This is a genomic window from Amycolatopsis sp. NPDC003865 (assembly GCF_053605345.1).
Genome location: NZ_JBSGJA010000009.1, coordinates 349,288 through 373,302, shown reverse-complemented (window position 1 = coordinate 373,302; position 24,015 = coordinate 349,288). Strand labels below are relative to the sequence as shown.

Genomic DNA, 24,015 nt, shown 5'->3' with positions numbered 1-24,015 from the left:
GTAGGGTCGGTTCATGGATCCCGCCGGCCTGCTCGCCCTCGACGCCCAGCACGTCTGGCACCCGTACGCGCCGATGCCGGCGAAGGTGCCCTCGCTGCTGGTCTCCGAGGCGAGCGGCGTGCGGCTGAAGCTCGCCGACGGCCGGGAGCTCGTCGACGGGATGTCGTCGTGGTGGTCGGCCATCCACGGCTACCGCCACCCGGTGCTCGACGCCGCCCTCGCCGAGCAGGCCGGCCGGATGAGCCACGTCATGTTCGGCGGCCTGACGCACGAGCCCGCGATCACCCTCGCCAAGACCCTCGTCGACCTCACGCCCGAGGGGCTCGAGCACGTCTTCCTCTGCGACTCCGGCTCGGTGTCGGTCGAGGTCGCCGCGAAGATGTGCCTGCAGTACCAGCGTTCGCGCGGGCTGCCCGAAAAACGCAAGCTGCTGACCTGGCGCGGCGGCTACCACGGCGACACCTTCACGCCGATGAGCGTCTGCGACCCCGACGGCGGCATGCACTCGTTGTGGCGTGGCGTGCTGCCCGAGCAGGTCTTCGTGCCCGCCCCGCCGTCCGGGTTCGACGCGCCGCCGGAGGAGTCCTATGTGGACACCCTGGCCGACGCGATCGGCGCGCACGCCGGGGAACTGGCCGCGGTGATCGTCGAACCGGTCGTGCAGGGCGCGGGCGGCATGCGCTTCCACAGCCCGGCCTACCTGCGCGCGCTGCGGGAGCTGACCGAGGCGCACGACGTCCTGCTGATCTTCGACGAGATCGCGACCGGCTTCGGCCGCACCGGCGCGCTCTTCGCCGCCGAGCACGCCGGCGTGACGCCGGACGTGCTCTGCGTCGGCAAGGCGCTGACCGGCGGCTACCTGAGCATGGCGGCGACGCTGTGCACGCCGGAGGTCGCGGCCGGCATTTCCCGCGGCGCGCTGCCGGTCCTGGCGCACGGGCCCACCTTCATGGGCAACCCCCTGGCTTCCGCGGTCGCGAACGCCTCGCTCGGCCTGCTCGCCGGCGGCGCGTGGCGCGACGACGTCACCCGGCTCGAGAAGGGCCTGCTCGACGGCCTCGCGCCGGCGCGCGACCTCGGCTCGGTAGTGGACGTCCGGGTGCTCGGCGGAATCGGCGTCCTGCAGCTCGACCACCCCGTCGACCTGGCCGTGGCCACCGAGGTCGTGACCGGGCACGGGGCCTGGCTGCGGCCGTTCCGGGACCTCGTCTACGCGATGCCGCCGTACGTTTCGACTGACGACGACCTCGCCGTGATCACCCGCGCGATGCTCGCGGTCGCGGAAAAGGCGTGAATTCAGCACATCGGGTGTGACCACGGGCACAGCCAGACCCGAAGGTCCCTCACCGTCGCGCTGAGTGCCGGAGCACGATCCACACCACGCGATCGGCGGAGGTTGCCGCGGTGGTTTTCGCCTGAAAGGTCCGCCGAACCGAACCGATCCGTACCGGGGCAAACGCGAGAAATCCTTGCGTAGCGGACTTTTCGCGCGGTTTCGGCGATCCTGCCCCCATGATCGAGATCGTTCGCGGTGAGCACGACACCGGACCCCCGAAGAACTCCCGTCCCTTCGAGAACCTCAAGCACGATTTCCTCGCGTCGATAGTCGTCTTCCTCGTCGCCGTCCCCCTGTCCCTCGGCGTGGCCTTCGCCGCCGGGGCGCCGCTGCTCTCGGGCCTGATCTCCGCCGTCGTCGGCGGGCTGGTCGCGAGCCTCTTCGGCGGATCGCCGCTGCAGGTCAGCGGCCCGTCCGCCGCCCTCACCGTGGTGCTGGCCGACACGATCGCCACCCACGGCTGGCCCGTCACCTGCGCGATCACCGTCGCCGCGGGCCTGCTCCAGATCCTCTTCGGCCTCACGCGCCTGGCCCGCGCCGCGCTCGCCGTGTCGCCGGCCATCGTGCACGGGCTGCTCGCCGGCATCGGCGTCACGCTCGTGCTCGGCCAGCTGCACGTCGTCCTCGGCGGCACGGCGCAGGGGTCCGCGCTGGCCAACGTCCTGGCGCTGCCGGGGCAGATCGCCGCGCACCACGACCAGGCCGTGCTGATCGGCGTCGTGACGCTGGCGGTGCTGCTGGCCTGGCCGCGGCTGCCCAAGGCCGTCCGCCGGGTGCCCGCGCCGCTGGCGGCGGTCGCGCTGGCCACCGGGCTGTCCGTCCTGACCGGCATGTCCCTGCCGCGCGTCGACCTCCCGGCCGGGCTGCCCGCGCTGAACGTCGTGCCGCGGCTGCCGGACGGCGGCTGGGGGAGCTTCGCCGTCGCCGCCGTCACCATCGCGCTGATCGCCGGCCTGGAGAGCCTCCTGTCCGCGGTGTCGGTGGACAAGCTGCGCGGCGGTCCGCGCACCGACCTCGACCGCGAGCTCGTCGGGCAGGGCGCGGCGAACGTCGCCGCCGGCGCGCTCGGCGGGTTCCCGGTCACCGGCGTCATCGTGCGCAGCATGACCAACTACGAGGCCGGGGCGCGCACCCGCGCGTCGGCGATCCTGCACTGCTGCTGGATCCTCGCCGCCTGCCTGCTGCTCACCGGCGTCCTGCGGCTGATCCCGCTCGCGGCGCTCGCCGCGCTGCTGGTGTACGTGGGGACGAAGCTGGTGAACCTCAACGGGCTCAAGGAGGTCCGGCGCCACGGCGACCTGCCGGTGTACGCCGTGACGCTGGCCGGCGCGGTCGCGGTCAACCTGCTCACCGGCGTCGCGGCGGGGATCCTGCTGGCGCTCGCGCTGATGCTGCGGCGGATGATCTTCTCGGGCATTCACGTCGAGAAGGACGGCGACCGCCATCGCGTCGTCATCGAAGGCGCGCTGACGTTCCTGTCCGTGCCACGGCTGACCCGGGTGCTCGCCGAAGTGCCGCCGCACGCCGAAGTCACCCTGGAGCTGCTCGTCGACTACCTCGACCACGCCGCGTTCGACTGCCTGCGCGGCTGGCAGCAGGCGCACGCCGGGCCGGTGACGGTCGACGAGATCGGGCACCCGTGGTTCGAACGCGGTACGTCGGGCGCGCCGACCGTGCACCGCAGCGTCGCCGCGCGAGTCGTCCCGCGCTGGCTCGCGCCGTGGTCGCAGTGGCAGGCCGAGCACGTCGTGCTGCCCGCCCAGCGCACGGCCAGTTCGTTGCTGTGCCGCGGCGCTTCGGAGTTCCAGCGCCGGACGGCGCCGCTGCTGCGCGAGACGTGGGACGGGCTGGCGCACGGCCAGCAGCCGCACACGCTGTTCATCACCTGCGGCGACGCGCGGATCGTGCCGAACCTCATCACCACCAGCGGGCCGGGTGACCTGTTCACCGTGCGGAACATCGGCAACCTCGTGCCACCGGCGGACGGCGACGACTCGTCGGTCGGCGCGGCGATCGAGTACGCCGTGGGCGTGCTCGGGGTCGCCGAGATCGTGGTGTGCGGGCATTCCGGGTGCGGCGCGATGAAGGCGCTGCTCGGCCAGGCGCCGGACGGCCTGGTGCAGCTCGGCAGCTGGCTGCGCCACGGCGAGGCGACGCTGCGGCGGCGTTCGCGCGAAGCGCCGTTGCTGCTCGGCGGCGACCGGCCGGCGGCGGAGGCCGACCAGCTCGCGCTGCAGAACGTGGTGCAGCAGCTGGAAACCCTGCGCGGTTATCCCGTGGTCGCCGCGGCGCTGGCCCGGGGCGCGCTCCGGCTCACCGGGATGTACTTCGACGTCGGCGCCGCGCAGGTGTCCCTTTTGGACGACGCGGCGCGCGGGTTCGTCCCGGCGGGTGCCTTGGAGCACTGAGGTCTGAACGACTCGTCCAGGTCGTCCGGTGGTCTGGACGAGTCGTTCGTGACGAGCGGGTTAACGCTTTGCCCGATTTGTGACATTGAGGCTAAACGCGGCCAATTGTTCACCCGATCGAGTGGTGCATAGCGGACATTTCACACGATTTCCGGTTGCATGGTGATCATGAGACCCCTCGCCGTGCTCCGCCACGACCTGCCGGCCTCACTGGTCGTCTTCCTTGTTGCTGTCCCCCTGTCCCTCGGCATCGCCCTCGCTTCGGGCGCGCCGGTCGCCGCCGGGCTCGTCGCCGCCGTCGTCGGCGGCATCGTCGCCGGCGCGCTCGGCGGCTCCGCGCTCCAGGTGAGCGGGCCCGCCGCCGGCCTGACCGTCGTCATGGCCGAAACCATCCAGACGTTCGGCTGGGTCGTCACCTGCGCGATCACCGTTCTCGCCGGGGCGCTGCAGATCCTGCTGGGCCTGAGCCGCATCGCCCGCGCCGCGCTGGCCATCTCGCCGGCCATCGTGCACGGCATGCTGGCCGGCATCGGCGTCACGATCGTGCTCGGCCAGCTGCACGTCATCCTCGGCGGCAAGGCCCAGAGCTCGGCGCTCGAGAACATCGCCGAGCTGCCCGGTCAGATCGTCGCCCACCACGACTCGGCCGCCCTGATCGGCCTGCTCACCATCGCGATCCTGCTCGTCTGGCCGCGGCTGCCGAAGGCCGTGCAACGCGTCCCCGGCCCGCTGGCCGCGATCGCCGTCGCCACCGTCCTGTCCGTCGTCACCGGGATGACGCTGCCCCGCGTCGAACTGCCCGGTGACCTGCTGAACATCCACCTCGTCCCGCAGCTGCCGGACGGCGGCTGGGGCGGGTTCGCGCTCGCCGTCGTCACCATCGCGCTGATCGCCAGCGTGGAGAGCCCGCTCTCGGCGGTCGCGGTCGACCGCATGCACACGGGCCCGCGCGCCCACCTCGACCGCGAGCTCGTCGGCCAGGGCGCGGCCAACATGGTCTCCGGCGCGCTGGGCGGCCTGCCGGTCACCGGCGTCATCGTCCGCAGCTCCACCAACGTGGCGGCCGGCGCGAAGACCCGGGCGTCGGCGGTGCTGCACGGCGTCTGGGTGCTGCTGTTCGTCGTCCTGCTCGCCGGGCTGATCCAGAGCATCCCGCTGGCGGCGCTGGCCGGGCTGCTGGTGCACGTCGGCGCGAAGCTGGTCAACCCCGGGCACATGAAGACCGTCCTCGCCCACGGCGACCTGCCCGTCTACCTGCTCACCCTCGGCGGCGTCGTCGTGTTCGACCTGCTGACCGGCGTGCTCGCCGGCATCGGGCTGGCGCTGGTGCTGATGCTGCGCCGCACGTTGTGGTCGGGGATCCACGTCGAACACGAGGGGGACGCCTGGCGCGTGGTCGTCGAAGGCGTCCTGACGTTCCTGTCGGTGCCGCGGCTGTCGAAGATCCTCGGCGGCATCCCGGCCGGGGTGCCGGTGCGGCTGGAGCTGGTGGTCGACTACCTCGACCACGCCGCGTTCGAGAGCCTGCACACCTGGCAGCAGGCGCACGAGCGCGCGGGCGGCACGGTCGACGTCGACGAGGTCGGCCACCCGTGGTTCGGCGAAGGCAAGGCCGGGCGGCCGACGCGGTCCCGGCTGGCCGCGAGCCGGGCCGTGCCGCGCTGGCTCGCGCCGTGGTCGGAATGGCAGGCGGTGGAAGGCATCCCGGCCCAGCAGACCCGCCGCGGCGCGACGGAGTTCCACCGCCGGGCGGCCCCGCTGCTGCGCGACACGCTGTCCGGCCTCGCCGACGGCCAGCGCCCCCGCACGCTGTTCATCACCTGCGGCGACTCCCGGATCGTGCCGAACCTGATCACCACCAGCGGCCCGGGCGACCTGTTCACCATCCGCAACATCGGCAACCTGGTGCCGCCCGGCCAGGCGGACCCGTCGATGAACGCGTCGATCGAGTACGCGGTCGGGGTGCTCGGGGTGGAGGAGATCGTGGTGTGCGGCCATTCCGGCTGCGGCGCGATGGCGGCGCTGGCCGAAGGGCCGCCGGCGGGGCCGTTGTCGGTGTGGCTGCGGCACGCGGAACCGAGCGCGCACCGGACCGGATCGGCCACTTTGGACGGCGGGCTCCCGGATCGCGAGGGGGACCGGCTGGCGTTGCACAACGTGCTGCAGCAGCTGGAGCACCTGCGGGAGTACCCGGCCGTGGCGGCTGCCGAGTCCGCGGGGAAGGTCCAGCTGACCGGGATGTACTTCGCGGTCGGGACGGCGCAGGTGTACTTGTTCGACGCGGCGGAGCGGACGTTCCGTCCCGCGGGCGCGGCGGCGGTGGTGCCGGGGTCTTGAGGTGGGGTGGGCCGGGCCCGGGCGGGTCCGGCCCACGCCGGCCGGAGCGGCGCCACCCGGGCGCCCGACCTGGGCTTTCGGTGCCCGCGATGCGCGCTCCCGCCGCGGGTCACTAAGTTGATGGCCTGTGACCATGCTGGTGATGACGGGGACCGGGACCGGGGTCGGCAAGACGATCACCACGGCGGCCATCGCCGCCCTGGCGGTGGCCGGGGGGCAGCGCGTCGCCGTCCTGAAACCCGCGCAGACCGGGGTCGGGCCCGATGAGCCCGGGGATCTCGCCGATGTCCGGCGGCTGGCCGGCCGCGACGTCACCACCCGGGAACTGCGGCGCTACCCCGATCCGCTGTCGCCCGAGGCCGCCGCGCGGCGCAGTGGCCTTCCCTCGCTCGATCCCGGGGAGATCGCGCGGGCCGCGTCCGACCTCGACACCGGGCACGACCTCACCCTCATCGAAGGCGCCGGTGGCCTGCTGGTGCGCTTCGACAAGGCCGGCTCCAGCCTCGCCGACGTCGCCTGGTCGCTCGGGTCGCTCGTGATCATCGTCGCGGAGGCGGGGCTCGGCACGCTCAACGCCACCGCGCTCACCGCCGAGGTCGCCACCAAGCGGGGCCTGACCGTCGCCGGGGTCATCATCGGCTCGTGGCCCGCCGAACCGGACCTCGCCGCGCTGTCGAACCTCGAAGACCTGCCGGTCGCCGCCGGGGCGCCGCTGCTCGGCGCGCTGCCCGCCGGGCTCGGGGACGCCTCGTCCGAGGAGTTCCTGTCCGCCGCGCGGGCCGGGCTCTCGCCGTGGTTCGGCGGCGAGTTCGACCCCGAGCTGTTCGCCGGGTGCGCTTCCGCCGGGAAGTGACCTGCGTCGCTGTCGCCCCGGCGTGCCTTCGTGCACGATGAGGGACGTTTCCACCACGACCAAGGAGCCGCCGTGACCGCAGTCCCGGACACCGACCTGCTCGCCTACGCGCGCGAGCACGTCCTCGAAAACGGCGTCGGCCTGGGCGAAGCCGAGGTCCTCGAGGTGCTCCGGCTGCCCGACGACCGGCTGCCCGACCTGCTCGCGCTCGCGCACGACGTCCGGATGCGCTGGTGCGGACCCGAGGTCGAGGTCGAGGGCATCATCAGCCTCAAGACCGGCGGCTGCCCGGAGGACTGCCACTTCTGCTCGCAGTCCGGCCGCTTCCCGACGCCGGTGCGCTCGGCGTGGCTCGACATCCCCAACCTGGTCAAGGCCGCCCGGCAGACCGCCGAGACCGGCGCGACGGAGTTCTGCATCGTCGCCGCCGTCCGCGGCCCGGACAAGCGGCTGCTCTCCCAGGTCCGCGAGGGCGTGAAAGCCATCCGCGAGGACGGCAACGACATCCAGATCGCCTGCTCCCTCGGCATGCTCACGCAGGAGCAGGTCGACGAGCTCGTCGAGATGGGCGTGCACCGCTACAACCACAACCTCGAGACGGCGCGTTCGCACTTCCCGTCGGTGGTCACCACGCACACCTGGGAAGAGCGCTGGGACACGCTGCGCATGGTCGCCGAGGCCGGCATGGAGGTCTGCTGCGGCGGCATCATCGGCATGGGGGAGACGGTCGAGCAGCGCGCGGAGTTCGCGGTGCAGCTGGCCGAGCTGAGCCCGCACGAGGTGCCGATGAACTTCCTCATCCCGCAGCCGGGAACGCCGTACGAGAACTACGAAATCGTCGAGGGCAAGGACGCGCTGCGGACGGTCGCGGCGTTCCGGCTCGCGATGCCGCGCACGATGCTGCGCTTCGCGGGCGGGCGCGAGCTCACGCTCGGCGACCTCGGCGCGGAGCAGGGCATGCTCGGCGGCATCAACGCGATCATCGTCGGCAACTACCTGACCAACCTGGGCCGGCCGGCTTCGGCGGACCTGGAGATGCTGGACGAGCTCAAGATGCCCATCAAGGCGCTCAGTGACAGCCTCTGACGCACCCGCGTTTTGTGTCCACTGTGGACAGGAGTCGCCGGGTGGGGCGGACCACCCGGCGTGCCACAACCCCCGGACGGCGCTCGAACCGCCGCGCTACTGCACGTTCTGCGCCCGGCGGCTGGTGGTCCAGGTGAGCCCGCTGGGCTGGACGGCCCGCTGCAGCCGCCACGGCGAGACCGCGAGCGGTTAGCCGGCGGCGACACGACCCGGCGGCTCACCGCGGTCACGCACCGACCGGTTACCCTCAGTCGCACGCAGCAGGAGGGAGTCCGGGTGAGTGAGTCGTCGGGGCCCGCGCACCGGCCGTCGGCCGTGGCCGGTCCGTGGTCGGTGCCCGTGCTGGTCCGGGAACGGCGGCCGCGGGTCGTCGTCAAGGCCGACCTGCTGCCCGCCGTGAGCGTGCTCGGCACCCTCAGCCTGCTGAGCTTCCCGCTCGCCTTCGCCTGGTCCCGCCTCGCGCCGCCCGAGCGCGTCCGCATCATCTCCGCCGACGGCACCCAGGGCGCCCTCGAGCTGGAGAGCTGGCACCGCTTCGACGACCTCGCCGTCTTCGGCCTGATGACGCTCGGGCTGGGGATCGTCGTCGGCATCGTGACCTGGCTGCTGCGGGAACGCCGCGGGCCGGTCGTCCTTGTCGCTGCCGTGCTCGGGGTCGCCCTCGCGAGCGCGCTGGCCTTTCTGCTCGGCGTCGGCTGGGCGAACAGCCACTACGCCATCGCCACCGCCCCGGCCCTCGGCTCGGTGATCGAACTCGCGCCGCGCCTGGAGTCGTGGTGGGTGCTGCTCACGGGCCCGCTCGGGGTGACCATCGCCTACAGCCTGCTGGCCACCTGGAACGGCCGCGACGATCTGGGCCGCCGCCTCGGCTGATGATCTTGTCCTAAGCTGTGCCCCCTCGACCACAGGGGGATCCAGCAGTGACCGAAGACATCGAAGTTTCGCGCCGGCACGCCGTCCGCTTCCCGGGCATCAGCCCGCGCGCCTACGAGCACCCCGTGGACCGCGGCGCGCTCGCCACGTTGCGCACCGTGCCCGGGTTCGCGCAGGTCGTCAAGGCCATCTCCGGTTTCTACAGCGAGCGCGGCGAGCGGCTGATGGCGCTGGCCTCGTCGATCCGCGTGGGGCCGAAGCAGTACCCGGAGCTCGACCGCCTGCGCCACGAGTGCGCCGAGACGCTCGACCTGCCGGTGCCGAACGTGTTCGTCTACCAGGACCCGAGGATCGTCGCGGAGACGGTCGGCATGGACGAGCCGTTCATCCGGGTCAGCACCGGGCTCGTCGAGCTGATGAGCCACGAGTCGCTGCGGTTCGTGCTCGGGCACGAGATGGGGCACGTGCTCTCCGGGCACGCCGTCTACCGCACGATGATGGTGCGCCTGATCGCGCTGCAGATGTCGCTGTCCTGGACGCCGGTGAGCGCGCTCGGCATCCGGGCGATCATCGCGGCGCTGCGCGAGTAGTTCCGCAAGGCCGAGCTCTCCTGCGACCGCGCCGGGCTGCTCTGCGGCCAGGACCCGACGGCGGCGCTGCGCGCCCAGATCCAGGTCGCCGGCGGCATCGACCCGGCCCGCATCGACATCCCGTCGTTCCTGCAGCAGGCGGCCGAATACGAGTCGGTCGAGGACGTCCGCGACAGCTTCCTCAAGCTCAAGTTCGTCGAGACGGAGTCGCACCCGTTCGCGGTGGTCCGCGCGGCCCAGCTGCAGAAGTGGGCGGCGTCGGAGGAGTACCGCGCGATCCTGGCCGGCGACTACCCGCGCCGCGACGACGACTCGCCGACGGCGGACTGGAAGGACGACCTCAGGTCGGCCGCGAAGTCGTACAAGGAGTCGTGGAACTCCTCGGCCGATCCGCTGACGAAGGTGTTCAGCGACGTCGGTGAGGCGGTGGCCGGCACCGCGGGCAAGGTGTGGAACAAGTTCGGCACCGGGTCCGCGAGCTGACTCAGTTCAGGCTGGCCGGGCGGCTGAGGTCGGTGAGCTCGCCCGGCGGCAGCGGCACCGCGCCGAGGGTGTCCAGGAACCCCGCCTCCCGCGTCAGCAGGCGGCACGCGATGCGCAGCCGGCGCAGCGGGTGGCGTTCCTCCAGCAGCCGCTGACGGTCTTCCAGCGGCAGCAGGCAGTCGGCCGCCAGCCGGTAGGCCAGCTCGGCCAGGTCCGTGCCCGCCTCCGGGGCGTGCCAGTCGTCGCTGCGCCACGCCGTTTCGCAGTAGCGCTGGTGCGCCGCCCGGGCGACCACCGCCAGGCGTTCGGCCATGTCGCCGGACGGGGCCACCGGGTCGTCGTCGACCCACTCGACCGTCGCGATCAGGTACGGCGCCGACGTGCAGTCGAGGTCCGTCAGGCGGAACCGGCGCTGCGCCTGCGTGACGACGTCGAACCGGCCGTCCGGCAGGCGTTTCGCCTCGCGCAGCACCGTGCTGCAGCCGATCTCGTACAGCTGGTCCAGACCACGCACCTCGCGGGTCAGCGACGAGCGCAGCGCCACCACGCCGAACTCGCGCCCGGGCACGGTGCCGCTGACCAGGTCCGCCGTCAGCTGGCGGTACCGCGGCTCGAAGATGTGCAGCGGCAGCTTGGTCCCCGGGAGCAGAACGGTCTGCAACGGGAACAACGGCAGCAAGGTCGTCGTCGCGTCGCTTTCCGATTCCGGCTCCGTCACGCGTCCACGGTAAGGGGAGAACGCCGCCGCCGCAGGATGGTCACCGGTTCGGCGGCTTGAACACCGCGAACGGATCGGTGATCTGCATGCCCTTGCCGGCGAAGGAGAACAGGGCCGCCGGACGCCCGCCCGCGCGGCCCGGAGGGGCCGTGTGACCAGTGGGAACCAGCAGCCCGCGCCGGGAGAGCACGCGCTGCAGGTTGGTCGCCGAGACGCGGTAGCCCAGCGCCGCCGAATACAGCCCGCGCAACGCCGAAATCGTGAACTGGTCGGGCGCCAGCGCGAACCCGAGGTTGGTGTAGGAGAGCTTCGAGCGCAGCCGGTCGCGGGCGCGCAGCACGATCGCCTCGTGGTCGAACGCCGTGCGCGGCAGCTTCGCGACGTCGTGCCACTCGGTGTCCTCCGGCACCTCCGGGTCGACGTCGGAGGGGACCAGCGCCAGGAACGCCGTCGCCACCACGCGCGGGCCCGGCACCCGGTGCGGGTCGCTGAACACCGCGAGCTGCTCGACGTGCTTCAGCTGCCGGACGTCGACCTTCTCCATGAGCTGCCGCCGGACCGACGTCTCGACGTCCTCGTCGGGGCGCAGCCGCCCGCCCGGCAGCGACCAGCGGCCGAGGTGCGGGTCCAGCGCGCGGCGCCAGAGCAGGACCCGCAGTGTGTCCGAGCGCACTTGGAGGACCGCTCCCAAAACCTCGTGGGCGAGGGGGGCCTGGGTGTTAAGATGACTTCGCACGGTTTTCGATTGTAAGGCGAAAACCGGATACGGGTCCAGGAGGGCCAGCATGACTTCGACGCTCGATCAAGACCTCACCCCCTACGGCGGGGTGGAGGCGAACGCGGCCTGGGCCGAGGAGGTGCGGCGCCTGGCGAACCAGCGCGACGCGGTCCTGCTCGCGCACAACTACCAGGTGCCGGAGATCCAGGACATCGCCGACCACACCGGCGACTCGCTCGCCCTCAGCCGCATCGCGGCGAGCAGCGACGCGTCCACCATCGTCTTCTGCGGCGTGCACTTCATGGCCGAGACTGCGAAGATCCTCTCCCCGGAGAAGACCGTCCTGATCCCGGACGCGCGGGCCGGCTGCTCGCTCGCCGACTCCATTTCCGGTGCCGAGCTGCGCGCCTGGAAGGCCGAGCACCCGGGCGCGGTGGTCGTCTCCTACGTCAACACCACGGCCGAGGTGAAGGCCGAGACCGACATCTGCTGCACGTCCTCGAACGCGGTCGACGTCGTCGCCTCCATCCCCGCCGACCAGGAGGTTCTCTTCCTGCCGGACCAGTTCCTCGGCGCGCACGTCAAGCGCGTGACCGGCCGGGAGAACATGCACGTCTGGGCCGGGGAGTGCCACGTCCACGCCGGCATCAACGGCGCCGAGCTGGCCGCGCGCGCGGCCGAGAACCCGGACGCCGACCTGTTCATCCACCCCGAGTGCGGCTGCGCGACCTCGGCGCTCTACCTGGCGGGCGAGGGCGCCGTGGCGCCGGACCGGGTCAAGATCCTCTCGACCGGCGACATGGTCCACGAGGCCCGCGACACCCGCGCGAAGTCGGTGCTGGTGGCCACCGAGATCGGCATGATCCACCAGCTCCGCAAGGCCGCGCCGGACATCGACTTCCGCGCCGTGAACGACCGCGCGTCCTGCCGGTACATGAAGATGATCACGCCGGCGGCGCTGCTGCGGTGCCTGCGCGACGGCCTCGACGAGGTCCACGTCGACGTCGAGACCGCCGCCCGCGCCCGCGCTTCGGTGCAGCGGATGATCGAGATCGGGCAGCCCGGCGGCGGCGAATGAGCACGCCGGTTAATGACCCACAGGCGAAAACTCCGGTTTGGGAGGCTCGCGCGGACCTGGTCGTCGTCGGCAGCGGGGTCGCCGGGCTGACGGCGGCGCTGCGGGCGCAGGCCCTCGGGCTGCACGTGCTGGTGGTCACCAAGGCGGCGGTCGAGGACGGCAACACGCGCTGGGCCCAGGGCGGCGTCGCCGTCGTCCTGGAGGACCAGCACGACCTCGACGACTCGGTCGCGAAGCACGCGCAGGACACGTTCACCGCGGGTGCCGGGCTGGTCGACGAGGCGGCCGCCCGGTCGATTCTCGACGGCGGCCCGGCCGCGGTCGCCCGGCTCCGGGCGGACGGCGCGAAGTTCGACGCGGCGGGCGACGGCCTGCTCGCCCGGGCCCGCGAGGGCGGGCACAGCGCGTTCCGCGTCATCCACGCCGGCGGCGACGCGACCGGCGCCGAGGTCGAACGCGCCCTGGTCGCGCAGGCCGGGCAGGCGCGGGTACCGGTGCTGGAGCACCACATCGCCGTCGACGCGCTGCGCACCCCCGGCGGCCGCGTCGCGGGCATCACCGTGCTCGACCACCACGGCGTACCGGGCATCGTCCGGGCATCGGCCGTGCTGCTGGCCAGCGGCGGGATCGGGCAGCTCTACCAGGCGACGTCGAACCCGGAGATGGCCACCGGCGACGGCATCGCGCTCGCGCTGCGGGCCGGGGCCGCCGTGGCGGACATCGAGTTCGTCCAGTTCCACCCGACCGTCCTGTACACCCCGGGCGCGCGGGGACGCTGCCCGTTGGTCACCGAAGCCGTGCGCGGCGAGGGCGCGACGCTGGTCGACGCCGCCGGCGCGCCGGTCATGGCGGGCGTGCACCCGCTCGGCGACCTGGCTCCCCGCGACGTCGTCTCGGCGGCGATCACCCGCCGGATGGCGACCGCGCCGGGCGGCGTCGACGACCACGTCTTCCTCGACGCGACCGGCGTTCCGGGGTTCGCGGCGCGGTTCCCGACGGTGTCCGCGGCGTGCGCGGCACTGGGTCTCGACCCGGCGTCGGACCCGATCCCGGTGGTGCCGGCGGCGCACTTCTCGTGCGGCGGCGTGGTGACCAGCGCGGACGGGCGTTCGTCGGTGCCCGGGCTCTACGCCGCGGGCGAGGTCGCGCGGACCGGGCTGCACGGCGCGAACCGGCTGGCGTCCAACAGCTTGCTCGAAGGCCTGGTCGTCGGGCAGCGCGTCGCGGAGGCCGTCGCGGCGGACCTCGCGGCCGGGCTGCTGGCCGATCCGGCGCGGGGCCGGCTGCCGTCGTGGACCACCGCGCCGGCCGCCGAGCGGGACGCGCTGCAGCGCGTGATGAGCCGGTACGCGGCGATCGGCCGCGACGCCGACGGGCTCGCCGCGGCGGGCTCGGTCCTCGACCTGTCCGCCCAGGACAGTCCCTTGTGGACGCACGCGGCGGTGGAGGACGCGGCGCTCACCGTGGTGGCGCAGGCGTTGCTCGCCGCGGCCGTCCGGCGCACCGAGTCGCGCGGCTGCCACGTGCGGACCGACTTCCCGGCACTGGACGAGGGCTGGCGGCGCAGCCAGCTCATCCGGCTCAGCCCGTCCGGCCAGCCCGTGCTGGCCGACCCGATCCCCTTGGAGGGCGTGGCATGACGTTCCCGATCTCCGAACCGGCCCTGCGCCTCATCGCCGCGTCGGGCCTCGACGGGGAAGACGTCAAGCGGGTGGTCACCACCGCGCTCGGCGAAGACCTGCGGTACGGGCCCGACGCGACCACGGAGTCCACGGTTCCCGCCGACGCGACCGCGGTGGCCGAGCTGACCCCGCGCGTCGACGGTGTCATCGCCGGGCTGCCGGTGGCGCTGGCCGTGTTCGACACGGTGCTCGGCGACGGCTACGAAGTGCTGGCCGGGCGCGAAGACGGCGAGCGGCTGGTCGCGGGCGAGCCCGCGCTGGTGCTGCGCGGCCCGGTGCGCGGGCTGCTGACCGCCGAGCGGACGGCGCTGAACCTGCTGTGCCACCTGTCCGGCGTCGCCACCGCGACCGCCGCCTGGGTGTCCGAAGTGGACGGTACCGGCTGCGCGATCCGCGACTCCCGCAAGACGTTGCCGGGGCTGCGGCTGCTGCAGAAGTACGCCGTCCGGTGCGGCGGCGGGGTCAACCACCGGCTCGGGCTGGGCGACGCGGTGCTGATCAAGGACAACCACGTCGTCGCCGCGGGCTCGGTGACCGCGGCGCTGGAAGCGGCCCGCGCGCACGCGCCGGAACTGGCGTGCGAAGTCGAGGTCGACACCCTTGCCCAGCTGGAGGAGGCGCTGGCCGCCGGGGCGGACGAGGTGCTGCTGGACAACTTCACCCCCGACGAGTGCCGGCAGGCGGTGGCGCGCCGCGACGAGGTTTCGCCGAAGACGCGGCTGGAATCCTCTGGTGGCCTCACCCTCGACCGTGGTAGGGCCTACGCGGAGTCCGGTGTGGACTATCTGTCGGTGGGCGGGCTGACCCACTCCTCACCCGCGTTGGATCTGGGCATGGACCTTCGCTGACGGGCCTTTCCCGGGTAAACTGGCGGTGGCGGAAGTCCTTTTCCGCCACCGTCTTTCGTTGCGGGGGGATCGGGTGCGGATACCGGCGGTTGTGGCGGTCGCGGGCCTGCTGACGCTCGGATCGCCCGTGGCCGCCGCCGCGGCGCCCGAGGCGCAGTGCGCGAACCCGTCCGGCACCTACACCGGCGACGTCCCGTGGGGACAGCGATTGGTCGACCCGGCGCGGCTCTGGCCGTTGACCCGGGGCGAAGGGCAGCTGGTGGCCGTCATCGGCACCGGCGTCGACGGGCAGAACACCCAGTTCGCGCCCGGGCAGCTCGAAGGCGGCAATGGCACCGAGCGAACGGACTGCGACGGCCGCGGCACGATCGCGGCCGGGATCGTCGCCGCGCAACCGGACGGAGCGACGACGTTCGCCGGCGTCGCGCCCGGCGCGCACCTGCTGCCGATCCGCTACACCGACGGCTCTTCCCGCGACGGCGGCGACCCGGGCGCGCTGGCCGGCGCGATCGACACGGCCCTGGACCGGCACGCGGGCGTCATCCTGGTGGCGGTCCCCGCGGCGTTCGACAGCCCGGCGCTGTCCGGAGTCGTCGCGCGAGCGCGGTCGGAAGGCGCGGTGGTCGTTTCGGCGGCGGCCGCGACCCAGCAGGGCGCGCGGACGTACCCGACGGCGACGTCCGGCGTGCTGTCGGTCGGCTCGGTGAACCCCGCGGGCGACCCGGTGCAGACGGAGGCGGGGGACTACGTCGGCGTCGCCGCGCCGGGAGCGGAGCTGGTCAGCACGTCGGCCGGGGCGGGCGGCGCGGTCGCGCACCGCTGGCCGGTGACCGACCCGGGCCTGGCGGCGGCGTACGTCGCCGGCGTCGCGGCGCTGGTCCGGGCGTACCACCCGGACCTGACCGGCGACCAGGTCGTGACGCGGCTGGAGCTGACGGCCCACCGCCCGGCGAGGGGCGGCCACGACCCGCGGCTGGGCTGGGGAGTGCTGGACGCGTACGCGGCGGTGTCTTCGACGCTGCCGGCGGACGTCGCGGGCCCGGGCTCGGTGGCGCCGGCGGCCGCGCAGCCGGCGGTGATCCCGGCGGCGGCGCCGGTGGACCACCGAGCGGACGTGCCGGCGGGGACGATCGCGCTGGCGGGAGTGGCGTTGGCGGCGGCGGCCGGGGTGACGGTGGCCGCGGTCCGGCGGGGCCGGAGGCGCAACTGGCGGGCGTCGCGGTTCACGCCGTAGTGGGGGTGGCGGTGGTGCGGCGGGGGCGAAGGCGGAGTTGGCGGGTGTCGCGGTTCAGGCCGTGGTGAGGGTGGCCGCGGTCCGGCGGGGCCGGAAGCGCGGAGCTGGCGGGCGTCGCGGTTCACGCCGTAGTGAGGGTGGCGGTGGGGGCGGAAGCGCAACCGGCGAGCCCTCGTCAGGCAGCCGGGACCGGGCGCGTGGACCCGATGATCGCCACCGCGTGACCGGCCCTCGCCACGTGCACCGTGAAATCCGCGCCGTCCCGGCTGAACCGCGCGATCAGCTCGCGCGGGGTGCTCCGGTCGTGCGCCTGCCACCCGCTCTGCTCCAGCGTCGGCACCACCACCTCGGCCAGCCGGCGCTCCGGTTCGCCTGCCTTCTCCAGCCGCACGCCGTACTGCCAGCACAGCAGGGTGCCCGGCTGGGTCGGGTCGCAGTCCAGTTCGCCGTTCAGCGTGCGCTCGGCCTCGGCGCCGAACGCCTCCGCGACGCTGTCGATCACGTCCGTCAGCTCGCCCGCCAGCGCATCCAGGTGCGAAGGGCTCATCGCCGCACCCCTCCGTCGTTCAGGAACTCCACGCCGTGTTCGAGGATGCCATCCGGCCGGAACGTCCCGTCGGGGGTGGCCGGCCCGGCCGTGATCACCCGGTAGATGTTCGTCCACGACTCCGAACCCGGCTTCAGCACGTCACTGTGCGAGGAAAGCCCCCACAGCTGGTCCCCGGAAGCGGACCGCCCGGTCTCCAGCTCCGTGACACCCGGGAACTTGTCGGGGTCCGCGCCGTGCCCGATGCCGGTCCACTCCAGGCCCCACGCGTTGCCCTGGGCGATCTCGATCGGGTCGAGCGGCGCCGTCATCGAGTACCGCTGGACGCCCGCCTGGCTCGCCGGCAGGTCCGACGGCGACCACACGCCGTGGCCCATGCCCGCCGACTCGACGTGCAGCACGCGGTCGACGTCCAGGCCGTGCGTCTCGGCCAGCCCGACCGTCGCGCCGCCGTAGCTGTGGCCGATCGCCGTCAGCGTGACGTCGGAGCCCGCGTGGCTCGCGATCTCGCCGCGCAGGTCGTCGGTGAAGTTCTTGAGGTCCGGCGCCATCGCCTCCGCGTAGCTCGCGGAAGGCCCCTGCACCACCGGGTTCTGCGGGAACACGCCGTCGGCCCAGACGACCATCGCCGTGCGGCCGGTCGGGTCCGCGGCCACCAGGCTGCGCCCGAGGCCGGCGTAGGCGTCGAAGTTGGACATCTGCGTGTTGACGCCGGGGACGAACAGCCCGACGTTGCGCGTCCCCGGCTCGATGTGCCCGACCAGCTCGGCGATCCGGCCGTTGCCGGCCGGGTCGAACTTCAGGATCTGCCGGTTGTTCGCGAGGATGTCCTCGTACAGCGAAATCCGCGCCTGCGACCGCTTGATCTCGTCGGCGTCGGTGAGCGACGCGAGCCGGGACCGTTCGGCGGTGAGCGCGTCGGCGACCTTCGCGCGGTTCTGCTCGATCGCCCGCGCCCACGCGCCGGTGTCGGCCGGACCGCCGATGCCTGCGGGGTTTCCCGCCTTCGGCAAGGGGTCCTCGGGCAGCAGGGCCCGGTACATCGCGGCGATCTGCGCGTCGGTGCGGCGGTAGCCCGCCGCGCACGCGGTCAGTCCGTTTTGGAGCGTCCGGAGCCGGGACACGCTCGACTCGAGCTTCGAACCCAGCTCGGTCATGGTCTTCTCGAACGTCTTGGCCGCGGCCGCGGACTCGCCGACCTGGCCGAACGCGGCGGCGGGCACCTTCTCGCCCGCGACCGCCTGCTGCGCCGTGCCCAGTGCGTCGGCGCGGGAACCGAACTCGCCGGCCACGGTGTCGAGGCGGGCCGGGGCGACGCGATAGCCGGCAGCCGTCACGGCCCGCCTCCGTTTCGTCGAGTGGTCAGTACGCTTCGGGCTCTTCGCCGATGACCGGCGGCGCGACCGGGGCCGACTGGCCCCAGACGTTCTCGGTCTCCACCAGCCACGCCGGGATCCGGCGCCCGGAACCCATGTCACCGCCGCCGCCCATGCCCATCGGCATCATGGGCATCATCGGCATCGCGCCCTTGGCCGCCGACGCCGCCGCGGCTCCGGCCGCGCCGCCCGCGAGGCCGGACAGGGCGTTGCCCGCGCCGCCGTCGCCGGCCAGGCCGGAGTGGGCCGCCGGGCCGTCGGCACCGCCGCCGAGGCCGGCACCACCGGGAATGCCGCCGGCGCCGCCCAGCGAAGGCGCGTCACCGCCGCCGATCGGGATGCCGCCGCCGGCACCGCCCTCGACGCCCGCGCCACCGCCGCCGAGCTTCGTGCCGGGCGCTTCTTCCTTGTTGTCCTTGGGATCCTTGCCGCTGGCCCACGACGGCACCTTCGGCATGATCGAGCCGAAGCGGCCGAACGCGGCGGCCGAGGCCGCGGCGAGCCCGGCGGTGAACATGTCGCCGAACAGCGGGTTCGACGTCGGCACGGACGTCCCGGGCTGCTGCGGGGTCCCGGTCGAGGGCAGCGGGTGCCCGTCGGTCGGGGTGACGACGACGCCGGGATCGGTGACGCCGTTGCCCACGAGCCCGGGCGAGCCGGCGCTGCCCGCGCCGCCGCCGGCCGGTGGAGCGGTGGGCGTCTGCACGGCGTTCGGCGACGCCGGGATCGACTCTTCGGCCACGGTGTACTCGCCGGCCAGCTCGGTCATCACCGCGACCGCTCTGGCCTGCGCGTTGCCCGCGGCGGTCGCGGCGGACTGCTGCGCCTCGACGTTCGCGATGGCCTGCTGGCGCTGCTGCGCCGCGGCCTGGACGACGGCCGGGGAGGCGTCCGGCGGCAGCAGCGGCGGGTTGACCGCGAGCGCGACGTCGGCGGGGGAGACGTCCGGCACCGACACCGGCGGCGGCATCTCCTTCTTGGCCTTCACCAGCGCGTCGGCGGCGTCGTCGAGCATCACGTTCATCGCCTCGGCGGTCTGCGCCACCTTGGAGATGCCGTTCGCGAGGTCGATGATCATCCGCTGGTACTGGTCGGCCGCGCCACCGGTCCACTCGGTCTTGAACTCGGTCAGCTCCGCGTTGAGGTTGTGGGCCTGCTCGTGCAGGTGCAACGCGGCGGACTTCCACTTGTCGGCGGCGTGCCGCGCGCTGTTCGGGTCGCCGGCCTGGAGCATCGCGTACAGCTGCTGGTGGCTGTAGGCGGCGAAGTTCGTGTGCGCGGTGTTGTGCTTCGTCATCCCTTGCGGCTCCCGTCCGAGTCACCGAGGCCCAGCAGGCCCAGCACGGGGTCGAGCAGGTTCGTGACCGCGCCCGAGTGGTGGAGGTCCCCGGCCACCGCCTGGTCGGCGCTGGCGTAGCCGTCGGCGACCGTGGTGGTGACGTCCTGGGCGAACCCGATCGCGCTGCGGACCTGGTCGAGCAGGCCCTGCATCTCCGACACGGCCGCGCGGTGGGCGTCGGTGAGCGACCCGGCTTCGCCGAACTCGCCGAACAGCAGCGGTTCCTGGCCGAGGGTGAGCAGGAAGTCGTTCGGTTTCGACATCGCGTGGATCTGGGTTTCCAGCTCCCGCACGAAGTCCTTCAGCGATTCCAGGTGGACGTAGTACGACTGGTCTGGCATCGGTCCCGGCTCTCTGGCGCGACGGCTGACATGGGGAAAGCCGGTCGGCCGGTGCGAGCGGGGGGTTTCCCGCACCGGCCGACCGACGTCTGGGCGCGGGTCAGCCCGCGAACAGCCCCTGGTTGCGGTTCTCCAGCGACTGCTGGAGGTCGTGGGCCTCGCCGACCTTGCCGCCGAACTGCGCGATGATGGCGACGATGTCCGCGGTGGCCTGGCGCAGGCGGGTCTCCGACTGGCGGGCCGCGTCACCGGCGGAGCTGCCGGAGGCGTACCAGGTCGCGGTGATCGGCTGCAGGTTCTGGTGCAGCTGCTCCAGCTGCGAGGTGAGCGCCTTGGCCTTGGCGGCCAGGGAAGCCGAGCTGTGCTGCAGCGCGGCGAAATTGATTTCGACGACGTCGGCCATGGTGGGCGTCCTCTCGGGTCAGGGGTTGAGGCGGGGGATCACGCCCGAGCCCTCGAGGGAGTTGCCGACCCCCTGGAAGCTCTGGTGGACGTCGGCGTCGCCGCGGCCGTAGTTCTGGTGGCTGGTGTGGACGAGCTGCGACATGGTGTCGAGCTCCTTCACGGCCACGGACATCTTCTCCTGGAGCCGCCGCTGGAGGTCCCAGAACGCCACGGCCTGGTCACCCTTGTAGTTGCGCAGCGCCTCGGTCAGCTCGGACTCCAAGCTGGCCATCGTGGACTTGGCGTTCGTCGCGGTTTCCTCGAAACCCTGGACGGCGCGCGTCATGGCAGCGGAATCTGCCTGGAATCCCGGACTGGACATCGACGGGCCACCTCCTTCCTGAAGCGGTTTCCCCTGGCGCGGTGGTCCGCGCGGTGTGAAAGTCACGCTAGAAAAGAGGCCTGTGTGGTCAAACGGCACAACTGCCGGTCGTGGTGACGGCACTATTACCCACAGGGGGTGCCCGGGCCTCGTGTCTGCGTTGGTGGACGCGAGAAAGCGCTGGTCAGCGCGATTCTGCCGAAATTCTGAGATCCGCCCGGTAGACCGGGGCACCCGGGCGAAAGGCGGTCGAGATGGTCCACCCGCAGGCACTGCTGGACGAGCTGGGGCGCGCCCCGGACGTTCCCGCGTTCGAACACGGCTCCCGCGTCACGTCGCGCGCGGAGCTGCGGGAGCTGGTCGGCCGGTTCACCGCGGGCCTGCGGGCGGCCGGGCTGGGGCCGGGCGACGGCGTCGGCATCGCCACCGCCGTCACGCCGGAGGGGTTCGCCGCGATCGTCGCCGCGCACGTGCTGGGCTGCCGGGTCGTCGGGGTGCGGCCCGGCCTGCCCGTGCCGCAGCTGCAGCACGTCCTCGGCGACGTCGGCGCGCTGGTCGTCGACGCCGCGTCCGAGTCGCCGGAGCTGCTGGGCGCCGTGGCCGGCGTGCCGATCCTGCGCGTCGGGCCCGAACTGCTCGCCGGGTACGAAGAACCGGTGCCGCAGGGGCGGCCGGACGACGTCGCGACGGTCGTGTTCACCAGCGGCAGCACCGGCGTGCCGAAGGGCGTCGCCTACAGCTACCGCGCGCTGACCGAAGGCCGGGTGTGGCGGCCGCCGGTGCCCGGCTCGGCCCACGAACGGCTCGGCGCCGGGTTCGGCCGGTACCTGCTGTTCGGCACGCTCACCAGCGCGGTGATGCTGGAGCAGCTGGGGGTGTGCCTGCTCGCCGGCGGGACGGCGGTGGTCCCGGAGGAGCTGCCGGACTTCCCGTGGGTGCTGCCGCGGCTGCGGATCACCGCGGCGCTGATGACCGTGCCACGCCTGCACCAGGTGCTCGAGGTGCTGCGCGAAGAGGACGTCGACCTGAGCTCGCTGCGGGTCCTGATCGTGGCGGGCTCGCCGGTGCCGCCGCACCAGCTCGCCGAAGCGGCCGAGCGGATCGGGCCCGCGATGCACCACGCCTACGGCCAGACCGAGACCGGGATGCTGACGATCTGCCCGGCCGGCGAGGGCCTCGGGTCGGTCGGCAAGGCGTGCGACACGGTGGAGATCGAGAGCCGCGACGGCGAGATCTGGGTGCGGACGCCTTCGGCGTTCGCGGGGTACTGGCGCGATCCCGCGACGACGGCGGAGGTGCTGCGCGACGGCTGGGTGCGCACCCAGGACCTCGGGTTCCTGGACGAGGCCGGGTACCTGCACCTGTCCGGGCGCGCCCGGGACGTCGTGATCGTCAACGCCGTCATCCACTACACCGGCCCGATCGAGCGGGCGATCGCCGCGCACCCGGACGTCGACCAGGCCTACGTCGTGGCGGTGCCGGACCCGGTGACGGGCGAGGCGGCGCACGCGTTCGTGGTGCCGGTCCCGGGCCGCGAGCCGGACCTCGGGGCGGTGTGCAAGGCGGTCGCGGCGGAGCTGGGGGAGGCGGCGGTGCCGGCGCGGTTCAGCTTCGTGGGCGCGGTTCCCGTCGCGCCTTCCGGGAAGCCCGACAAGGCCGCGCTGCGCAGGTCCATTGTGGACTAGAAGTGCGTTTCGACGCCGAAGGCCTCGCGGAGGTGCCGCATGTCCGCGAGGTCGTGCGGCCGCGGCGGGTAGCCCTGGTGGAAGAAGACCTGCTGGGCCACCGAAATGCACGGCACCGGGACGCCGAGGATCCGCCCGGTGACGAAGCAGTCCGCGGGGTAGGGGAAGGTCGCGCCCTGGTCGTCGGCGGCCTGGACGGCGGACCCGTCTTCGGCGAACACCAGCGGGTGCAGGTCGAGTTCGCTCGCCCCGTCGGAGAGGGCGAACCGGACCGGGCGCAGATCCAGCGTCTCGCGGTAGCCGAGGGCGGCCAGCGCCGCGACGACGGCGTCTTCCTGCTCCCGGCGGTGGAGCAGGTCGAGGTCGCGGTGCTCGCGGGTCCGGTGGCCGAGCAGGGCGTCGATGCCCCAGCCGCCCGCCAGCCACACCTGCGCCGGGCGCACGGCGTCGAGGACGCGCAGGACGGTGGCGGCGTCGGTCACTTGCCCGCGCGCAGGTCGGTGATCACCTTGGCGACGCGCCGCTGCCGGGTCTCGGCCGTCTTCGCCTGCCCGATCGGCAGCACGAACCGCTGCTTCGCGCTGTAGGACAGGCTTTCGAACCGGGCCCGCGCGGTGTCGTCGGCGGCAAGCGCTTCCTCGAGGTCCGCGGGGATCTCCAGCTCGCGCGGAGCGGTGTCCAGGGCGATCTCGACGTCGACCTCGTCGCCGGCGGCCACACCGGCTTTCCCGCGGTTCTCCGCGCTGAGCGGGACCAGGAACTGCCCGCCGCGGCTCGCGACCGTCGTCCGGTAGGTGTGCCCGCCGAGCGTCACGGTCACCGCGGGTTTCTTGCCGGCACCGAGCGCCTCGACGACGGCGTCGGGCACCGGCAGCCCGGTCGCCGTCTTGCCGCCGAGCAGGACCTGCGTGCGGAACTCCATGCCCGCGAGTATGCCGCGTGCCGGCCTCCCGCGCGGGGAGGCCGGCACGGGTGCGTCAGACGCCGGTCGTGGTGCGGATCCAGCTGCGGCTCGACGCGATGCTCGCGTAGTTCTGCGTGCCCTGGGTGTTCGAACCGGAGTTGCTGCCGGTGGAGCACACCCCGACCTGGAGGCCGTTGGAGAGCTGCGGGCCGCCCGAGTCGCCGTGCCACGCCGAGCCGTTGATGCCCTGGCTGGCGATCGCCGTGCCGCCGAACGCGTCCGAGCTGAGGCCCGTCACGCGGACGTTGGCGGTCTTGAGGGTGCTCGAGGGCGGGCTGGTGCCCTCGGTGCGGCCCCAGCCGTAGATCTGGTTGGTCGACCCGGTGGGCGGGTTCCCGGTGCCGAGCTTCATGTACGTCGTGGTCACCGCGGTCGTCAGGTGCAGCAGGGCGATGTCGCCGTTGGGCGAGGCCTTCTGCTGGTCGACGTTGGCGTTTGTGCCCTGCTGGAGCGCCACGTTGCCGACCTTGACGTGCATGCCCGGCGAGTTCAGGCAGTGGCGGGCGGTGAGCACCCACTGCGGGGCGATGATCGTGCCCGAGCACTCGAAGCCGCCGTAGGTGGTGACGTTGTTCCAGTAGATCTGGGCGCCCCACGGCGCGGAGGAGACGGTGCTCCCGCCGATGATGTCCTGCTGGGCGTCCGCGACCCCTGCTGAGACCAGGCTCAGCGCCGCGGTGGCGGCACCCACCGCGGCAACGACCCTCGACATTCGCATGAAAATGCCCTTCGCCAAGGTGATCCGGATGTCGG

General features: G+C 73.1%; 23 protein-coding genes and 1 pseudogene. 13 read left to right on the top strand and 11 right to left on the bottom strand.

Going from position 1 to position 24,015, the window contains the following annotated elements:
- The first annotated feature begins 13 nt into the window (after window positions 1-13).
- From ACWEVP_RS23400 to ACWEVP_RS23365, 8 genes and pseudogenes are all read left to right on the top strand, one after another.
- On the top strand, window positions 14-1,294 hold the full coding sequence (locus ACWEVP_RS23400; RefSeq protein WP_452064673.1) for an adenosylmethionine--8-amino-7-oxononanoate transaminase: 1,281 nt from the start codon (window positions 14-16) through the stop codon (window positions 1,292-1,294).
- 218 nt (window positions 1,295-1,512) lie between these two features.
- Window positions 1,513-3,744 carry a bifunctional SulP family inorganic anion transporter/carbonic anhydrase gene (locus ACWEVP_RS23395; protein WP_452064672.1) on the top strand — a complete coding sequence of 744 codons (2,232 nt, stop codon included), beginning with the start codon at window positions 1,513-1,515 and terminating at the stop codon, window positions 3,742-3,744.
- Window positions 3,745-3,903: 159 nt separating this feature from the next.
- On the top strand, window positions 3,904-6,081 hold the full coding sequence (locus tag ACWEVP_RS23390) for a SulP family inorganic anion transporter (protein ID WP_452064671.1): 2,178 nt from the start codon (window positions 3,904-3,906) through the stop codon (window positions 6,079-6,081).
- Window positions 6,082-6,214: 133 nt separating this feature from the next.
- Window positions 6,215-6,934 carry a dethiobiotin synthase gene (gene bioD, locus ACWEVP_RS23385; protein ID WP_452064696.1) on the top strand — a complete coding sequence of 240 codons (720 nt, stop codon included), beginning with the start codon at window positions 6,215-6,217 and terminating at the stop codon, window positions 6,932-6,934.
- Between the two features lie 72 nt (window positions 6,935-7,006).
- Window positions 7,007-8,020 carry a biotin synthase BioB gene (gene bioB, locus ACWEVP_RS23380; protein WP_452064670.1) on the top strand — a complete coding sequence of 338 codons (1,014 nt, stop codon included), beginning with the start codon at window positions 7,007-7,009 and terminating at the stop codon, window positions 8,018-8,020.
- Complete coding sequence (gene bsaP, locus ACWEVP_RS23375; protein WP_364445502.1) at window positions 8,007-8,213, top strand: biotin synthase auxiliary protein BsaP; 207 nt, start codon at window positions 8,007-8,009, stop codon at window positions 8,211-8,213. The genes bioB and bsaP overlap by 14 nt, the downstream gene beginning before the upstream one ends.
- An 83-nt stretch (window positions 8,214-8,296) precedes the next feature.
- On the top strand, window positions 8,297-8,893 hold the full coding sequence (locus tag ACWEVP_RS23370) for a DUF2567 domain-containing protein (RefSeq protein ID WP_452064669.1): 597 nt from the start codon (window positions 8,297-8,299) through the stop codon (window positions 8,891-8,893).
- Between the two features lie 47 nt (window positions 8,894-8,940).
- Window positions 8,941-9,966: pseudogene (locus ACWEVP_RS23365) on the top strand (M48 family metallopeptidase).
- Between the two features lies 1 nt (window position 9,967).
- On the opposite strand, the gene ACWEVP_RS23360 reads toward ACWEVP_RS23365, so the two are convergent.
- Window positions 9,968-10,684 (bottom strand): LON peptidase substrate-binding domain-containing protein, encoded by a 717-nt coding sequence (locus tag ACWEVP_RS23360; protein WP_452064668.1) that lies wholly within the window; start codon window positions 10,682-10,684, stop codon window positions 9,968-9,970.
- Between the two features lie 40 nt (window positions 10,685-10,724).
- A complete protein-coding gene (locus ACWEVP_RS23355) occupies window positions 10,725-11,357 on the bottom strand; it encodes an NUDIX hydrolase (RefSeq protein WP_452064667.1) in 633 nt (210 codons plus the stop codon).
- Between the two features lie 112 nt (window positions 11,358-11,469).
- Between ACWEVP_RS23355 and nadA the strand changes: the two genes are divergently transcribed.
- From nadA to ACWEVP_RS23335, 4 genes are all read left to right on the top strand, one after another.
- Window positions 11,470-12,480, top strand: coding sequence for a quinolinate synthase NadA (gene nadA, locus ACWEVP_RS23350; protein ID WP_452064666.1), 1,011 nt, complete (start codon window positions 11,470-11,472; stop codon window positions 12,478-12,480).
- Window positions 12,477-14,120 (top strand): L-aspartate oxidase, encoded by a 1,644-nt coding sequence (locus tag ACWEVP_RS23345; RefSeq protein WP_452064665.1) that lies wholly within the window; start codon window positions 12,477-12,479, stop codon window positions 14,118-14,120. Before nadA ends, ACWEVP_RS23345 begins: the two co-directional genes overlap by 4 nt.
- Window positions 14,117-15,010 carry a carboxylating nicotinate-nucleotide diphosphorylase gene (nadC, locus tag ACWEVP_RS23340; protein WP_452064664.1) on the top strand — a complete coding sequence of 298 codons (894 nt, stop codon included), beginning with the start codon at window positions 14,117-14,119 and terminating at the stop codon, window positions 15,008-15,010. Before ACWEVP_RS23345 ends, nadC begins: the two co-directional genes overlap by 4 nt.
- Window positions 15,011-15,083: 73 nt before the next feature.
- Window positions 15,084-16,244, top strand: coding sequence for a S8 family serine peptidase (locus ACWEVP_RS23335; RefSeq protein ID WP_452064663.1), 1,161 nt, complete (start codon window positions 15,084-15,086; stop codon window positions 16,242-16,244).
- 175 nt (window positions 16,245-16,419) lie between these two features.
- Here the strand turns inward: ACWEVP_RS23335 and ACWEVP_RS23330 are convergent, their stop codons facing one another.
- The 6 genes from ACWEVP_RS23330 to ACWEVP_RS23305 form a co-directional block, all read right to left on the bottom strand.
- A complete protein-coding gene (locus tag ACWEVP_RS23330; protein WP_452064662.1) occupies window positions 16,420-16,791 on the bottom strand; it encodes a hypothetical protein in 372 nt (123 codons plus the stop codon).
- On the bottom strand, window positions 16,788-18,128 hold the full coding sequence (locus ACWEVP_RS23325; RefSeq protein WP_452064661.1) for an alpha/beta hydrolase: 1,341 nt from the start codon (window positions 18,126-18,128) through the stop codon (window positions 16,788-16,790). The genes ACWEVP_RS23330 and ACWEVP_RS23325 overlap by 4 nt, the downstream gene beginning before the upstream one ends.
- A gap of 25 nt (window positions 18,129-18,153) precedes the next feature.
- Entirely contained in the window at window positions 18,154-19,464 is a 1,311-nt protein-coding gene (locus tag ACWEVP_RS23320; RefSeq protein WP_452064660.1) for a WXG100 family type VII secretion target, read from the bottom strand.
- Window positions 19,461-19,847, bottom strand: a complete 387-nt coding sequence (locus ACWEVP_RS23315) for a hypothetical protein (RefSeq protein ID WP_452064659.1) — start codon at window positions 19,845-19,847, stop codon at window positions 19,461-19,463. Before ACWEVP_RS23315 ends, ACWEVP_RS23320 begins: the two co-directional genes overlap by 4 nt.
- Window positions 19,848-19,947: 100 nt before the next feature.
- Window positions 19,948-20,250 (bottom strand): hypothetical protein, encoded by a 303-nt coding sequence (locus ACWEVP_RS23310; RefSeq protein WP_020644701.1) that lies wholly within the window; start codon window positions 20,248-20,250, stop codon window positions 19,948-19,950.
- An 18-nt stretch (window positions 20,251-20,268) separates the two neighbouring features.
- Complete coding sequence (locus tag ACWEVP_RS23305; RefSeq protein ID WP_285454274.1) at window positions 20,269-20,613, bottom strand: WXG100 family type VII secretion target; 345 nt, start codon at window positions 20,611-20,613, stop codon at window positions 20,269-20,271.
- Window positions 20,614-20,867: 254 nt separating this feature from the next.
- Between ACWEVP_RS23305 and ACWEVP_RS23300 the strand changes: the two genes are divergently transcribed.
- Window positions 20,868-22,298: an AMP-binding protein gene (locus tag ACWEVP_RS23300; protein WP_452064658.1), complete on the top strand. Its 1,431-nt coding sequence runs from the start codon at window positions 20,868-20,870 to the stop codon at window positions 22,296-22,298.
- Here ACWEVP_RS23300 and ACWEVP_RS23295 read toward each other — a convergent pair.
- Genes ACWEVP_RS23295 through ACWEVP_RS23285 form a run of 3 tightly spaced genes read right to left on the bottom strand, consistent with a single transcriptional unit; the run spans window position 22,295 to window position 23,974 of the window.
- On the bottom strand, window positions 22,295-22,780 hold the full coding sequence (locus ACWEVP_RS23295; protein ID WP_452064657.1) for a nucleotidyltransferase domain-containing protein: 486 nt from the start codon (window positions 22,778-22,780) through the stop codon (window positions 22,295-22,297). The two genes, ACWEVP_RS23300 and ACWEVP_RS23295, sit on opposite strands and share 4 nt — an antisense overlap.
- A complete protein-coding gene (locus tag ACWEVP_RS23290) occupies window positions 22,777-23,220 on the bottom strand; it encodes a YdeI/OmpD-associated family protein (RefSeq protein WP_452064656.1) in 444 nt (147 codons plus the stop codon). Before ACWEVP_RS23290 ends, ACWEVP_RS23295 begins: the two co-directional genes overlap by 4 nt.
- A gap of 55 nt (window positions 23,221-23,275) precedes the next feature.
- Window positions 23,276-23,974, bottom strand: coding sequence for a S1 family peptidase (locus ACWEVP_RS23285; RefSeq protein WP_452064655.1), 699 nt, complete (start codon window positions 23,972-23,974; stop codon window positions 23,276-23,278).
- Window positions 23,975-24,015 lie beyond the last annotated feature (41 nt).

What these genes read in the sequence shown, in the direction of transcription:
- ACWEVP_RS23400 (WP_452064673.1), top strand. Translation starts at nt 14, where the DNA reads ATGGATCCCGCCGGCCTGCTCGCCCTCGACGCCCAGCACGTCTGGCAC.
- ACWEVP_RS23395 (WP_452064672.1), top strand. Translation starts at nt 1,513, where the DNA reads ATGATCGAGATCGTTCGCGGTGAGCACGACACCGGACCCCCGAAGAAC.
- ACWEVP_RS23390 (WP_452064671.1), top strand. Translation starts at nt 3,904, where the DNA reads ATGGTGATCATGAGACCCCTCGCCGTGCTCCGCCACGACCTGCCGGCC.
- bioD (WP_452064696.1), top strand. Translation starts at nt 6,215, where the DNA reads ATGCTGGTGATGACGGGGACCGGGACCGGGGTCGGCAAGACGATCACC.
- nadA (WP_452064666.1), top strand. Translation starts at nt 11,470, where the DNA reads ATGACTTCGACGCTCGATCAAGACCTCACCCCCTACGGCGGGGTGGAG.
- ACWEVP_RS23345 (WP_452064665.1), top strand. Translation starts at nt 12,477, where the DNA reads ATGAGCACGCCGGTTAATGACCCACAGGCGAAAACTCCGGTTTGGGAG.
- nadC (WP_452064664.1), top strand. Translation starts at nt 14,117, where the DNA reads ATGACGTTCCCGATCTCCGAACCGGCCCTGCGCCTCATCGCCGCGTCG.
- ACWEVP_RS23330 (WP_452064662.1), bottom strand. Translation starts at nt 16,791, where the DNA reads ATGAGCCCTTCGCACCTGGATGCGCTGGCGGGCGAGCTGACGGACGTG.
- ACWEVP_RS23320 (WP_452064660.1), bottom strand. Translation starts at nt 19,464, where the DNA reads ATGACGAAGCACAACACCGCGCACACGAACTTCGCCGCCTACAGCCAC.
- ACWEVP_RS23315 (WP_452064659.1), bottom strand. Translation starts at nt 19,847, where the DNA reads ATGCCAGACCAGTCGTACTACGTCCACCTGGAATCGCTGAAGGACTTC.
- ACWEVP_RS23310 (WP_020644701.1), bottom strand. Translation starts at nt 20,250, where the DNA reads ATGGCCGACGTCGTCGAAATCAATTTCGCCGCGCTGCAGCACAGCTCG.
- ACWEVP_RS23305 (WP_285454274.1), bottom strand. Translation starts at nt 20,613, where the DNA reads ATGTCCAGTCCGGGATTCCAGGCAGATTCCGCTGCCATGACGCGCGCC.
- ACWEVP_RS23300 (WP_452064658.1), top strand. Translation starts at nt 20,868, where the DNA reads ATGGTCCACCCGCAGGCACTGCTGGACGAGCTGGGGCGCGCCCCGGAC.
- ACWEVP_RS23290 (WP_452064656.1), bottom strand. Translation starts at nt 23,220, where the DNA reads ATGGAGTTCCGCACGCAGGTCCTGCTCGGCGGCAAGACGGCGACCGGG.
- ACWEVP_RS23285 (WP_452064655.1), bottom strand. Translation starts at nt 23,974, where the DNA reads ATGTCGAGGGTCGTTGCCGCGGTGGGTGCCGCCACCGCGGCGCTGAGC.